The organism is Flavihumibacter sp. CACIAM 22H1 (assembly GCF_001601815.1).
GTDB lineage: Bacteria > Bacteroidota > Bacteroidia > Chitinophagales > Chitinophagaceae > Flavihumibacter.
Map to the genome: position 1 here is coordinate 41,052 of NZ_LUKG01000004.1, position 14,022 is coordinate 55,073.

A 14,022-nucleotide genomic window follows, 5' to 3' on the forward strand; every position below is an offset into this window, starting at 1 on the left:
GTGCTGAAAGGTCCGGCAGCCGGTGCCCTCTATGGTGCACTGGGGGTTAACGGTGCTATCATGTACACTACTAAAAAAGGTAAAAAAGGCAAACTAACGGTAGAACTTAATTCTTCTACTATGTTTCAAACCAGCTATACCGTGGTTCCTGAAGTACAGTCTGTATACGGTAACGGAGACCAGGGCCGCTATGCCTATGTAAACGGATCCGGTGGCGGATCTGAAGGCGGTGGTTGGATATGGGGGCCTAAACTGGATCAGCGTGATCCCAGTACTCCCAGTGGGTTTTACGAAACCCCGCAGTATAATAGTCCCATTGATCCGGTGACCGGCCAGCGGGTTCCCCTTCCATGGATTTCCAGGGGTAAGAATAATATCAAAAACTTTTTCAGAACCGGTATCCTTTCCACCAATAGCGTATCTGCTTCGATAGGAACCGAAAAGGGCTCTTTCCGGATTGCGGCTAACCATATGTACCAGCAGGGCGTGGTGCCCAATACAGGTTTGAATAACAGCTCCTTTTCCATCGGCGGCACCTACCAACTTGCTCCAAAACTAAGCATGGATGCTAAACTTACCTATAACCGGGAATATTCTGATAACTATCCTTCTATCGGTTATGGCCCGCCCAATTACCTGTATAACCTGATATTATGGATCGGCCCTGATATCGATATCCGCGATCTGGAAAACTACTGGATGCCGGGCAGAGAAGGGCTGCAACAACGCAATTACAATCTTTCCTGGTACAATAACCCCCATTTTATTGCCAACGAGTTATTGAACGGGTACAGGAGGAATAACAGTTTTGGCCAGGCTACATTTGATTATAAAATAAATAAAGACCTATCGGTTAAATTCCGCAATGGATTTAACCAGTATTCAAGTGTAGGTGATGTGCGTGAACCTTATAGTTATATAGCATACGACTATATTTCTAGAGGAAACTTTGCAAGTGATCAATCCAATTATTTTGATATCAATTCCGACCTTATTGTTAACTACAAAAAGGATTTTGGAAAAAATTTCGGTATTAATGTAACAGCCGGAGCTGCTAATGCCTATCGCCGATTTGAATCCGTTTATACCACTACAGATGGACTAACCATTCCTGAATTTTATTCTCTTACTAATACCATCAATCCATTGAAAGGGTCCAGTACTTTAAGAGAAAGAAGAACGGGAAGTGTATATGGAATGATCGATGCCGAAGCACTCGGCTTTCTCTACCTTAATTTAACCGGCCGCTACGACAAAACCTCCACATTGCCCATTGAAAATAATGGATACTTTTATCCTTCGGTTGGGTTGTCTGCTGTATTATCAGATAAGCTGAAACTGCCGGAAGCAATTTCCTTCCTGAAACTCAGGGGCTCCTGGGCAAAAGTTAATACCGGTTTTATTGATGCCAATAACCCTTATGCTCACCTTACTACCTACGGTATCGGCCCCAAATGGAACAATGTACCATCCCTGGTATGGCCTACCACCTTTATTTCCCCGGATCTTGTTCCTGCAACAGTAGAGTCTGCTGAATTTGGTGGTGTAATCGGCCTTTTCAATAACAGGATTAACCTGGATGTTACTTATTTTACCAATCGTGATTATAACAATTTCATCAATGTAACCCAATCACAGGCAAGTGGAAATACCAGTGTGCTTAAAAATGCCAATGTTTTTCAACGTAAGGGTTGGGAATTCATGCTGAGTGGGTATCCTGTAAGAGGAAAAGACTTTAAATGGGAAACTACTTTCAATTTTTCCAAAGTTCATCGCTGGCTGAAAGATGCTACCGATAACCCCGACGGCTATATTGGCCAGATTAAAGAAGGACAGCGGATGGACCGGATTTTCATTACAGAATCCCGCACGCCAGACGGACAGGCCATCTACAACTCCAATGGAATGCAGGCCTATACCCCCTTTGGCCAGTATTTTGGTGATCGTGACCCCGATTGGATCTATGGCTGGCAAAATACCCTAACCTACAAGAGGCTAAGCCTTACCATGTCGGTTGATGGTCGTATAGGCGGACTTATCTACTCTACCACCAACCAAAAAATGTGGTGGGGCGGAACGGCCAAAGGTACCGTTACTCCTTTCAGAGACGATGCCAATGCAGGCAATAGTACCTATGTTGGTCCGGGTGTGGTAGTTAGCTCCGGTTCAGTTGAATACGACAGTTACGGCAATATTATTTCCGACTCCCGGAAATTTGCCCCCAATACCACACCGGTTAACTACATCAGCTTTATGCAAAGTACCAGTGGCGCCATGCTCAATAATTATTTTTATTACAGTGGTACCTATCTGAAAATGCGGGAGCTGGTATTAACCTATCACCTGCCTTCTAACTGGGTGAAAGGGGTGTTTACCGATGCCTCGGTTTCATTTATTGGAAATAACCTGTTTATCCTTTCCAAGATCCCGAATGTTGACCCGGATGCTGAGAGAGATGAACTTCAAACGCCTTCGATGAGAAGCATAGGGGTAAACTTCAATGTTCGCTTCTGATTTTTAAACGAACAGTAAAAATTACAACGATGAACAAGACTATATTACTTGCAACAATAACCGGGCTTCTTGCCCTGGGCTCCTGTAGAAAATACGACGAGTTTCAGAATAACCCGAATAACCCTACTATTGCTGACCCCTCTCTTTTATTGCCAGCAATTGAACGAACGGCTTTTTCTACCATTTCTGCCGATGCCGCATTAGCCTCTCGCTACATGGTATATACACAAGGCGCCAGCAATGCACAATATTATGGATGGCAACGCAGTGGCATGAGCTACGGTAATATTACACAGGTAGTGAAAATGGAACAGGAAGCAGCCCGTACCAACAAGCCCAATTACCGGTATATCGGTAAGTTCTTTAAGGCCGTATTTGTGGTAAATATGACGCAGACTTTTGGTGATATTCCCTACTCACAGATGATGCAGTCTATTATGTACGGGAATTATTCAGATAGTACCGCTATCCGACCGGTTTATGATAAACAGGAAGATGTGTATAAAGGTGTATTGGAGGAACTGAAAATTGCCAGTGATTCATTGAATACAACCGGTGTAGCAATTGGCGGAGACCTGGTGTATAATGGAAATATTGAAAAATGGAAACGCCTTATCAATTCCTACACCCTGCGCGTTTTGATGAGTTTATCTAAAAAAGAAAATTCCGCCTCTCTCAACATAAAACAGCGGTTCAATGAAATCATTGCCAACCCGGGTAAATATCCACTGATGACAGGCAATGCTGATAACGGACGCCTGCCTTATTATGATATTACCGGCAACCAGTATCCGTATTTCAACAACAACTCCATGAAAACGGATTATTACCTGGATGTATCATTTGTTTCTATCCTGCAGGATCTCAAAGACCCCCGTTTATTTGTATTTGGAAAACCCACGCCGGCCAGTGGCGGACCAGCAACAGATTTTGATGCGTACGACGGGTTATCAGGCAGCGCGCCCCTGGCAGAAAATACAGCCAAACGCGGTGCAGGAAATGCCTCCCAGATCAATGATCGTTATGCGTATACGGCTACCAATGAACCCAGCTTACTGATGAGTTATGCTGAACTACAGTTTATATTGGCGGAAGCAGTGGTAAGAGGCTGGATCAACGGCAATGCAGCTGAATTTTATGCGAACGGAATCAAAGCTTCGATGGACTTTTCCAATTATAATAACACCTATTCTTCAGAAACTATAGACGAGTACATTGAAAGCAATGAAGTGGCCCTGGTATCAGGTCGGGAAATCGAACAGATCATTACACAGAAATACATTAGCATGTTCATGAATACCGGCTGGCAGCCTTTTTATGAGCAGCGAAGAACAGGATTCCCCGTGTTTGATGTAACTGGTGCAGGTATTCTGAATGGCGGACGAATTCCTAAACGATGGATGTACCCCAACGATGAGTTTATTAATAACCGGGTAAACGTAGAGAACGCTATTAAAAGCCAGTACCCCGGTGGTGATGATATTAATGGTATAATGTGGATATTGCAATAATATGAGACTATTAACAGGAACTTTGATCGCACTGGTGCTTAGCATCAGTGCGATTGCACAAAAAGCGAAAAAAGCCGTGTTCGTAATTGTGGATGGCATTGCTGCAGATGTTATCGAAAAACAGCCTACTCCTAATCTTGATAAAATTGCCAAAACAGGCGGGTACGCGCGGGCCTATGTAGGCGGCCAAAAAGGTGGCTATTCCCAAACGCCTACCATTTCTGCAGTAGGATACAATTCATTATTAACCGGCACCTGGGTAAATAAACACAATGTGTGGGATAATGATATTGCTGCACCAAACTATAATTACCACACAATATTCCGCTTTTTTAAAGAACAGTATCCAGAAAAGAAAACCGCTATTTTTTCGAGCTGGCTCGATAACCGCACCAAACTGGCGGGCGATGGTATGCCAGAGACCGGTCGACTCCAGATTGATTATCATATAGACGGACTGGAACTTGATACCCTGCGTTTTCCGCACGATAAGCAGAAAGCCTATATGCACCTTATTGATGAAGAAGTGGTACAGAAAGCCAGTGAATATATCCGGGAGCAGGCACCTGACCTGTCATGGGTTTACCTGGAATACACCGATGACATGGGACATATGTACGGCGATAGTGAGGAATTCTATAAAGCAATCGGCTATATGGACCAGCAAATGGGTAAATTATGGGATGCTATCCAGTTCAGGGAAAAAAATTACCAGGAAGAATGGGTCATTTATATAACCACCGATCATGGACGAGATGCCAAAACAGGCAAACACCATGGCGGCCAATCTGACCGGGAGAGAAGCACCTGGATCGTAACCAGCGCAAAAGGACTGAACAGTTATTTCAAATCAGGTAAAGCGGCGGTAGTGGATATCATGCCATCCATCGCCCGGTTCCTACAGGTTCGGATTCCCCGCCAGCAGGCCCTGGAAATCGACGGTATTTCAATTACAGGGCCCTTATCGGCAAGCGGGTTAAACGCAACCCAGGCAGATGGAAAAATTAACCTGTCCTGGAACCCCATCAATAAAAAAGGAAAAGCAAAGATCTGGATCAGCACCACCAATCATTTCAAAACCGGGGGTACAGATTCCTATAAACTGCTAAAAACGGTATCGGTAGCAGACGGAAAAGCGGTTATAGATTATCCGGCCACTGAAGCAGGTATACTAAAAATTGTGTTGGAAACCCCGGAAAATTTCCTGAATACCTGGCTGTTGCGCTGATTTACCGTAGAAAATTATACCCGCTGAGCAAGGCACGAATTTTTAGCAGGATCTTTTATGAAAGGTCCTGCTAAAACACGTGCTACACTTAGCTGCTTGCTGATCAGTTGTTTGCTGCAGGCGCAATTGCCACCGCCCCATGCTACAAAATCAGCCATGAATTTCAGTAAGGTGATCGGGTGGAAGGATGGCGAAACACCGCAGGCTCCGGAAGGGTTTACTGTTACCCGTTTCGCCCATAATTTCCAAAACCCTCGCTGGATGTACCAGCTTCCTAATGGCGATATACTTGTAGTGGAATCAAATACCCCGCATAGCTGGCTGGAAAAGTTGGGGGCGGCCGTTATAGGTGCTAATAAATCAAACGATATGCGCAACAGCGCTAATCGTATTACACTGCTGCGCGATACAACTGCCGATGGCATACCAGACCTTCGAACCAGTTTTTTAGAAGGATTGAACCTGCCTTTTGGCTTGCTGCTAATCAAAGACAAATTATATGTAGCCAATACCGATGCGGTGCTGGTTTTTGATTATACCGATGGCCAGACCCTGATAAACTCCGTCGGAAAAAAAATCATTGACCTTCCCGCCGGTAAAGTGAACCAGCACTGGACAAGAAATTTGCTGGCCAATAGCGACCAGTCAAAAATTTATATAGCTATCGGATCTGGTACCAATGTAGCCGAGAAGGGCCTCGACCTGGAAAAAGACAAAGCCAGAATATGGGAAATTAATCCTGATGGAACAGGGCTGAAAGTATATGCCTCCGGTTTGCGGAATCCTGTCGGAATGGGATGGGAACCAAGTACGGGTACTCTTTGGGTTACTGTAAATGAACGAGATAAACTGGGCGACGAATTGGTGCCAGACTACCTGACATCCGTTAAAGAGGGTGGCTTTTATGGCTGGCCATATAGTTATTTCGGTCAACATTATGATCCACGCGTAAAAGAAGAGGAACAGGACAGCGCCCTCGTGGCAAGCGCCCTGGTGCCTGATATTCCCCTGGGAGCACATACCGCTTCCCTGGGCCTGGTATTTTATACCCATACCGCTTTTCCGGAAAAATACCAGGGCGGCGCTTTTGTTGCCCAACACGGATCCTGGAACCGATCTAAACTTTCCGGGTATCGGGTAGTATTTATACCGTTCAAAAATGGAAAAGCTGCTAAAGCTCCGGAAGATTTTCTAACAGGATTTATTGTTGATCCTGACAAGGATGAGGTAAGAGGTCGCCCCACCGGTTTACTACTTCTAAAGGATGGGTCTCTACTGCTGACCGATGATACAAGTGATACCATTTGGAGAATTGCTGCCAAATAACAGGCAGCCCAAATTCCGGCAATATGAGTTTATCGTTGTACAGAAAAAAAAGGTCCTTTGATAAAACGCCCGAACCGAAGGCAGGCAAAACCACTGGTTCGAAACTCATTTTTGTAATACAAAAACACCGTGCATCCCAATTGCACTATGATCTTCGTTTGGAGATGCAGGGGGTGCTCAAGAGCTGGGCAGTTCCAAAAGAACCATCTCTAAACCCGGCAGACAAACGGCTGGCTATTATGGTGGAAGACCATCCCTATGATTACAAGGATTTTGAAGGCACAATTCCCAAAGGAAATTATGGAGCAGGTAAAGTGGTTATTTGGGACAGTGGGTTTTATAGACCTGTTGACGGAAGTACCGGAAAAGCCGCCCAGGAAAAATCGCTGCTGAAACAATTGCGGGCCGGATCTCTTAAAATTAAGCTGGAAGGCAAAAAACTGAACGGAGAGTTTGCCCTTGTAAAAACAAGCGGTATGGGTAAGAATGCCTGGCTCCTGATAAGTAAGTCACCCCCTGAAAAATTATCTCCAATGCTGGCTACCCTGGTCAACCAGCCATTTGATGACAAGAATTGGATGTTTGAAGTAAAATGGGACGGTTATCGGGCCCTGGCAGCTAAAAGAAACCAGGTAACAGAACTACTATCACGCAACGGAAAATCTTTCGCAGAAAAATTTTACCCCGTGTTTGATGCTATTAAAAGCTGGAAACAGGACCTGGTATTGGATGGGGAAATTGTAGTAGTGGACGAAAGAGGAGTTGCCAATTTTCAACGCCTGCAAAACTGGCGAACGGAGGCTGATGGCCAGTTATATTACTATGTTTTTGATTTACTCTGGTATAAAGGAGAAAACCTGATGGGATTACCACTGTCGGAACGCAAGAAAAGATTGAAAAGAATAATTCCGGCTGATCATCCGGTTGTTAAACTCGGGTTTTCTGTAGTTGGCAGAGGAATCGACTTTTTTTACAGTGCACAGAAAATGGGATTGGAAGGCATTATTGCTAAAAAATCAGACAGTACGTACCAGGCAGGCGAACGAAGCAACAACTGGTTAAAAATAAAAACGGCGCGCAGGCAGGAGGTAATCATTGCAGGATTTACCAGAAACCAGGGATCTCCGAAATTGTTCAGTTCACTTTTACTGGGTATCTATAGGAAAAATAAACTTTATTATGCCGGTAAAGTGGGTACAGGTTTTTCCGAAGCCCTGCAAAAGGAACTAATGCAACAGTTTAAACCTCTTATAAGAAAGAAAACACCTTTTTCGGAACTGCCTGCTTACAACAAAGCATCGCGATTTCGTCCTGATCCGCCACCGGCAGATATAACCTGGCTTAAACCATCACTGGTTGCAGAAATAAGTTTTGCTGAGATCACGGAAGAGGGGGTATTTCGGCAGGCTTCTTTCAAAGGAATACGGGAAGACAAACCCGCCAAGCAAGTAGTAAAAGAGCAGGAACTGGTAAAAGAAGAAATACTTGGAAAAGAACCTGAAAACGGTTCTGAAACGAACCTGCTCCTTAATAGTTCTGAAAAAACAGCGTCAAAAAAAATCAATCGGAAAGAACTGGTCTTCACTAATCTTGATAAACTCTTCTGGAAGGAAGAAAAAATTACCAAACGAGATTTACTGAATTATTATTACCATATAGCACGGTTTATACTACCATATATAAAAGACCGGCCACAGTCTTTATACCGGTTTCCGGATGGCTATAAGGGTAAAAGTTTTTACCAGAAAGACGTTACCGGAAAGGTTCCGGATTGGATAGAAACCTATAGATACCAACCGGAGGGAGACAAAAAAAATAAACATTTCCTGGTAGCTAAAGATGCAGCCAGTTTATTGTATATGGTAAATTTTGGCTGCATAGAAATAAATCCCTGGAGCAGTACGGTTAAGAAACCAGATTACCCCGATTGGTGCCTGATTGATTTGGATCCGGGTACCAAAACCAGTTTCAATAAAGTAATAGAAGCTGCCCGGCTTTTCCATGAGCTGCTGAATGACCTGGAACTGCCGTGCTTTCCAAAAACCTCCGGTTCAACAGGTATTCATATTTATATTCCACTTGGAAAAAAATACACCTACGAGCAATCAAAGGAATTTGCCCGTGTATTAGCAACGATCGTTCAAAAAGAAGCCAGCAGATTTACAACTATTGAACGGAGCGTGGAAAAGCGAAATGGAAAACTCTATCTCGACTTTCTGCAGAATCGTGCCCAGGCTACGCTGGCAGCTCCCTATTCTGTACGCCCAAAACCCGGCGCTACTGTTTCTATGCCGCTTTACTGGGAAGAGCTTAAGCAAGGATTAAAGATGAAAGATTTTACTATAAAAAATGTACCCGCACTACTGGAGGAGAGAGGCGACTTGTTTCAACCAGTACTGGGAAAAGGTATTGATATGAAAGCTGCTTTGAAACGCATGCAGCAGGTATAATTTTAAAACGCAGCATTATGAGATCAATCTGGACAGGCAGTATTGCATTTGGACTGGTAAATATTCCGGTTAAAGTATTTTCTGCGGTTGCTGAACGGGCGCTTGATTTTGATATGCTTGATAAAAAAGACAACAGTGCTATAAAATTTAAGCGGGTAAACGAACGTACGGGTAAAGAAGTTGCCTGGGAGAATATTGTTAAGGGATTTGATTTGAATGGGAAATATATTGTGCTTACCGAGGAAGATTTTGAAGCCGCCAGCCCGGAGAAAACGAAAACCATAAACCTGGAGGCTTTTGTGAATACAACAGACGTAGATCTCATCCTGTTCGATCATGCTTATTACCTGTCACCGGCTAAGGGAGGAGAACGGGCCTTCAGCCTTTTGGAAACAGCCCTTGCAAAAACTGGCAAGGCAGGCGTGGGTAGTTTTGTGCTGAGAAACAGGGAAAAGCCGGTTTTGCTCCGGTCTGCCAAGGGTCTGCTTATCCTTCATACACTTCGGTTTTTAACCGAAATCAGGAATCCTTCGGAATATACAATTAAAAAAATGGCGCCCAAGCGGAATGAACTTACTATGGCAAACAGCCTTATTAAAAACATGACCGCCACATTTAATATTGCCGATTATAAAGATACCTATACCGCCAAACTTATGAAGCTAATCCGCTCGAAAGCAGCCGGAAAAAAATTGCCGGCCCCCAAAGCGGTATCCAGCAAACCGGCCAGTGACCTGATTGAACAACTCCAACAGAGTTTAGCTAAACCAGCAAAAATGAGAACAACTAAGAAATAATTGCTATTGCACGGGATAATAAAAATGCACCACATCTTCTTCTATTCCTCCGGTTTTTCGGTAAAACTGAAGCGCATAGTCATCGATGCGGTCTGCCTGAACGAATACCTCCTCCACGCCAATAGATTTGCAATACTGCTTGGTGGCCTCAACCAGTTTAGATCCAGTTCCTCTTCGTTGCAGGCTTTCTTTAACTGCTAAATCAAAGATATATACAAGGGGTTTAACCGAATAGTACTGTAAAAGGGTATAAGCTGTTAATCCGCCAATTACCCGGCCTCTTTCATCAAAGGCGGCGAATACGTAAAACCCATCTTTCTTCAACAGCTCCTGCAGGTAATCCGCCGGTGGTAATACAAAGTCTTTCATTTGGAAAACCTCTTCAAATAAGTCAATTACTTGTTTGAACGCTTCCGTTTCGGTCAGCTCTAGTTTTCGGATGATTGGGAATACCGTAGAGCTATCATGGTAGGCAAAAATTGGAATGCCAGGTTGTTTAAGATGAAATTGTTTAATTTTTTCCAACGTAACCTGCCTGGTTAAATCATCGTCTGCCCGCAGTTTTGCCAGTTCGTTTACGCCATGATCCGGGTCGGTTAATTCAACCTGCAGGTAAAATGCATCACCGGTATAAAAAAAACAATGCGATGATTGCTGCACGGCAATGCCGCAATGCCCATGCGTATGACCAAAAAGGGGAATTAAATAAATGGCTGCTTCAATAGCTGTTTCAACTTTTCTGGCTTCCCAATCAAACCATTTATGTTCTGCTACTGGGTAGGAAATGACTTGGTTACTATGCGCCAGTTGGTGCAGGAGATACCGAGGATTGCCTGAATAAAAATTATCAAGTTCTTCCTGTGCAATATGAATATTGGCGGTAGGAAAATCTGCTAATCCGCCTATATGATCCGGATCCAGGTGCGATACGATTATATCCGTAACATTTGCAGGGTCTAATCCCAATTGCTGTATTTGCCGGTAGGCAGTGCGGTTTTCATTAAAACGGAAACCGACCTGGTTAATTAATTCAATGCCCAACCTGTTTTCCGGATTAAGAGTATCGAGTAATCCTATACCGGCATCTAATAAAACAAGTTTCCCGTTTTGTTCGAGTAAGATGCAGTGACCTGGCACATCATCCATCAGTGGAGTGCTGATCTGCAGGCAGTTGAGGTGGTGAATTTTCATGAGTCTATCAGGAATGATGATTGTTTCGAAGTTATGTCTTAAAATTGCTTTTCGTGAACCGTTCAACCAATCGTATGAAAATCACCAGCATCTCCCTTCTTATTACCGTTCTGCTACTGACAGGGTCATTTACTTTGTTTGCACAGCCTGCCGCAAACGCCTATCCAGATAGTTTGGCATACTTTAACAAGCTGCTTTCCCCGCCGGAAATGAAGGAAGACCTCCGCGTGTTTTATACCATTCGGCAACAGGTTAATTCAGGCCTCTATATCTATCGAACCAAAAAGCAGATCGACAGCTTGTATGGCTGGGCCAATAAAGCGGTAAGCAAGCCCCTGCTTGTTAAAGACTTTTATAAGATCATTCTTCAATTAACCGACTTTGAGGGAAGTGTGCATAATTATACCGAACCCTCTACTGGCTTTATGAATGCGTTGAAAAAACAGCCGACATTTTTCCCGTATCCATTAACTTATATCAACGGCGCAATCATTTTTGATGGAAAGCACCCTGAAATTCCGGCCGGATCCCGGATAAGAAGCATGAATGGCAGAATCGATAAAGAGATGTTGCCGGCTTTTTATAAATATTTTCCTGCTGATGGTTTTACGCAAACAGAAAAGCGTTCGGCAAGTGTTGAACAGCTAGCCGGGTGGCGTTATTTTATTGAGTACGGTGCTACCAAGGTATTTAAAATAGACTACCAGCCGCCAGGATCTGCCAAATGGAAAAGCATCGAGATTCCTGCTGTTAGTTTTGCCGAACAGGAAGCCAATAAGAAAAACCGCTACAGTGCGCCGGTAGCTGATAAATTGAATTATAAATTGCAGGCGCCGTATAGTTTTGAAATGATCCGTCCGGATGCCGGCCTGCTGAATTTGCGATGGTTTGGTTTTGCGGGCGGATCGGGAGATCCTGCATTTCAACCGTATGTGCTTTTTTTAGACAGTGTATTTAGGCTATTGGAGCAAAAGCAAATACCAAACCTGGTAATAGATATACGGAATAACCCCGGTGGAAGCGATCCCTTATTTGAACAGCCCGTAATGTATTTAACAGATAAAAGCTTTAAGGAAAACCTGGAAACCCGTATAATTTTTGATCCATCGAATGTGCCGTTTGAAAACTATTTCTGGGGTGTCTCTACTACAGAACGGATGGACAGCGCAGGATTGGCTGCAGGGAAGGCCTTTCTTAACGATTATTTTGAACCCTTTAAAGAGGGAAGGAGCCGTCAGCAGGAAAAATACAACCCGGTATATTATCCCAAATCGCCTGGTTTTAAAGGTAAGCTTTACCTCTTGATCAATGAAAACGTGGCATCGGCCGCATCGCATTTTGCATCGCTGGTAAAAGCATATGCCCGAAATGTTACCATCGTAGGGGTGGAAACGGTCGGCGGTTATTATGTGCATAACGGACATGTCTCCACTGTCTATGAATTACCCAATTCTGCCATTAAAACAAAATTTTCAGTGGTATATGTGGTGCAGGATGCTCCGGAGCTACCTGATCAGCCAAAAGGGAGAGGTGTATTGCCACACTATGAAATATGGCCGCAGTTGGATGATTTTTTAAAGCAACGGGATACACAGTTGGAGTTTGTACTGAAACTTATTGAAAAAAAATAGGTTCTATCTTTTGCTCCTGTTTTATGTGTTGATTTTTCCCCGGCCGGGATTCGTTTGCTAAAACCTGGTATAGGTTTGCTGCAGCATAAAAACCAGGTGTTGATAAAAGAGCGCTATATCTCCTTTATATGATTTTCTGTAACCATTGTAACTAAGCACGGCTTCTAACAGGTCCAGTAATTCGGTTTGTGCATAGCTATAGCTATAGTTTTTTCGGAACTGATGAATGATCTGCATCGGGTCTTGTTTTTCCCGTTCGGTTACAGGAAATTTTGAAGAGGCTGCTTCTTTGGTAAACAGTTGCCCGTAGGCTTCAATTAAGCGATCGAGGTCCAGTATAAAGTCGAGCAGGTCTTCCCTTGCACCACCATCGTCATAAGCACTTTGGTTATTGCCTAAGGCATAAATAAGCCAGCGGCTGATTTGTTTTTGAAAATCAACCGGATGGTAGAAGCTAAACAAACGCCTGATTTGTAGCCTTCTCTTTTTAACCGGCGGACAGAAAATGGGATAAGATTTGCAAAAGCGCTCTACGCCGTTATTCCTGCTCTTCATATACACTGCTTTTTGCGGTTAGGTAACAATCGTCCGAACAAAGAACGTATAAAACCCAGTTGCAGAAATGGGTTTTAAAACCCTATTGCATGGAATAAACTTGCAAAAAAGAATGGGAGTTGTTGTTGTATTGAACGCGAAAAATGCGCATTCAACCGATTGCAATGCGTAAAAAATCTGTACAACTTTTTTATTTACGGCGAAATCTATACTTTCATTCCCCAAACACCAAACTGCTGCTTAGGAATGCTGCCATCCCTTTCAGATAAGGATTTATTAGTATCGGCCGAAGAAGAAGCTGCCTTTAAAATGCTGTATAACCGGTATTGGGAAGGCTTGTATCGAAAAGCTTACAGCCGGCTCGGTAACAGTTCCGATGCGGAAGACCTGGTGCAGGAAATTTTTATTTCTGTTTGGCGTAACCGGCATACCATTACTGCAGAACCCTCCCTGCTGCCTTACCTGCTTAGTGCACTGAAATATGCTGTTATCAAAAAGCTGTACCGCGAAGCGCGGAAAGGCAATACCCTGCCTTTATCTGTACACGAACTTGAACAAATTGGTATAACCGAAGAAGATATACTCCATTACCGCGAGCTTCAGGGGGCACTTTACCGCGAGATTTCTACCCTGCCGGAACGTATGCAACAGATTTACCGGCTTAACAGGATGGACCAGTTACAGGTAGCAGAGATAGCCGCCCGCCTCAATTTATCTGAACAAACGGTACGGAACACCCTTTCGATAGCAGTGAAACGCCTGCGTGAAAAACTGGCTGATTTTTCTACTGCCAGCTTTTTTATCTGATTTTTTTTATTC

General features: G+C 43.7%; 10 protein-coding genes. 8 read left to right on the forward strand and 2 right to left on the reverse strand.

All coding sequences use genetic code 11. The features are described from left to right. The 6 genes from A1D16_RS02035 to A1D16_RS02060 all read left to right on the forward strand — a co-directional run. Positions 1-2,514: TonB-dependent receptor (locus A1D16_RS02035; protein ID WP_290707278.1), on the forward strand; the 2,514-nt coding region annotated here is incomplete at its 5' end. Between the two features lie 29 nt (positions 2,515-2,543). Then, complete coding sequence (locus A1D16_RS02040) at positions 2,544-4,025, forward strand: SusD/RagB family nutrient-binding outer membrane lipoprotein (protein ID WP_290707280.1); 1,482 nt, start codon at positions 2,544-2,546, stop codon at positions 4,023-4,025. A 1-nt stretch (position 4,026) separates the two neighbouring features. Further along, the gene (locus A1D16_RS02045) at positions 4,027-5,253 is read left to right on the forward strand and encodes an alkaline phosphatase family protein (RefSeq protein ID WP_290707282.1); all 1,227 of its coding nucleotides are present in this window, start codon (positions 4,027-4,029) and stop codon (positions 5,251-5,253) included. Between the two features lie 57 nt (positions 5,254-5,310). Next, positions 5,311-6,579, forward strand: a complete 1,269-nt coding sequence (locus A1D16_RS02050; protein ID WP_290707284.1) for a sorbosone dehydrogenase family protein — start codon at positions 5,311-5,313, stop codon at positions 6,577-6,579. A gap of 23 nt (positions 6,580-6,602) precedes the next feature. Next, the gene (ligD, locus tag A1D16_RS02055) at positions 6,603-9,029 is read left to right on the forward strand and encodes a DNA ligase D (RefSeq protein ID WP_290707286.1); all 2,427 of its coding nucleotides are present in this window, start codon (positions 6,603-6,605) and stop codon (positions 9,027-9,029) included. A gap of 17 nt (positions 9,030-9,046) precedes the next feature. Continuing rightward, positions 9,047-9,826, forward strand: a complete 780-nt coding sequence (locus A1D16_RS02060) for a Ku protein (RefSeq protein WP_290707288.1) — start codon at positions 9,047-9,049, stop codon at positions 9,824-9,826. A 3-nt stretch (positions 9,827-9,829) separates the two neighbouring features. Here the strand turns inward: A1D16_RS02060 and A1D16_RS02065 are convergent, their stop codons facing one another. After that, positions 9,830-11,017 carry a GNAT family N-acetyltransferase gene (locus tag A1D16_RS02065; RefSeq protein ID WP_290707290.1) on the reverse strand — a complete coding sequence of 396 codons (1,188 nt, stop codon included), beginning with the start codon at positions 11,015-11,017 and terminating at the stop codon, positions 9,830-9,832. Between the two features lie 53 nt (positions 11,018-11,070). On the opposite strand from A1D16_RS02065, the gene A1D16_RS02070 reads away from it, so the two are divergent. Further along, positions 11,071-12,648 (forward strand): S41 family peptidase, encoded by a 1,578-nt coding sequence (locus A1D16_RS02070; protein ID WP_290707292.1) that lies wholly within the window; start codon positions 11,071-11,073, stop codon positions 12,646-12,648. 57 nt (positions 12,649-12,705) lie between these two features. On the opposite strand, the gene A1D16_RS02075 is transcribed toward A1D16_RS02070, so the two are convergent. Next, positions 12,706-13,203: a hypothetical protein gene (locus tag A1D16_RS02075; protein ID WP_290707294.1), complete on the reverse strand. Its 498-nt coding sequence runs from the start codon at positions 13,201-13,203 to the stop codon at positions 12,706-12,708. A gap of 246 nt (positions 13,204-13,449) precedes the next feature. Between A1D16_RS02075 and A1D16_RS02080 the strand changes: the two genes are divergently transcribed. Further along, positions 13,450-14,010, forward strand: a complete 561-nt coding sequence (locus A1D16_RS02080) for a sigma-70 family RNA polymerase sigma factor (protein ID WP_290707297.1) — start codon at positions 13,450-13,452, stop codon at positions 14,008-14,010. Positions 14,011-14,022: the final 12 nt, after the last annotated feature.

What these genes read in the sequence shown, in the direction of transcription:
- A1D16_RS02040 (WP_290707280.1), top strand. Translation starts at nt 2,544, where the DNA reads ATGAACAAGACTATATTACTTGCAACAATAACCGGGCTTCTTGCCCTG.
- A1D16_RS02045 (WP_290707282.1), top strand. Translation starts at nt 4,027, where the DNA reads ATGAGACTATTAACAGGAACTTTGATCGCACTGGTGCTTAGCATCAGT.
- A1D16_RS02050 (WP_290707284.1), top strand. Translation starts at nt 5,311, where the DNA reads ATGAAAGGTCCTGCTAAAACACGTGCTACACTTAGCTGCTTGCTGATC.
- ligD (WP_290707286.1), top strand. Translation starts at nt 6,603, where the DNA reads ATGAGTTTATCGTTGTACAGAAAAAAAAGGTCCTTTGATAAAACGCCC.
- A1D16_RS02060 (WP_290707288.1), top strand. Translation starts at nt 9,047, where the DNA reads ATGAGATCAATCTGGACAGGCAGTATTGCATTTGGACTGGTAAATATT.
- A1D16_RS02065 (WP_290707290.1), bottom strand. Translation starts at nt 11,017, where the DNA reads ATGAAAATTCACCACCTCAACTGCCTGCAGATCAGCACTCCACTGATG.
- A1D16_RS02075 (WP_290707294.1), bottom strand. Translation starts at nt 13,203, where the DNA reads ATGAAGAGCAGGAATAACGGCGTAGAGCGCTTTTGCAAATCTTATCCC.
- A1D16_RS02080 (WP_290707297.1), top strand. Translation starts at nt 13,450, where the DNA reads ATGCTGCCATCCCTTTCAGATAAGGATTTATTAGTATCGGCCGAAGAA.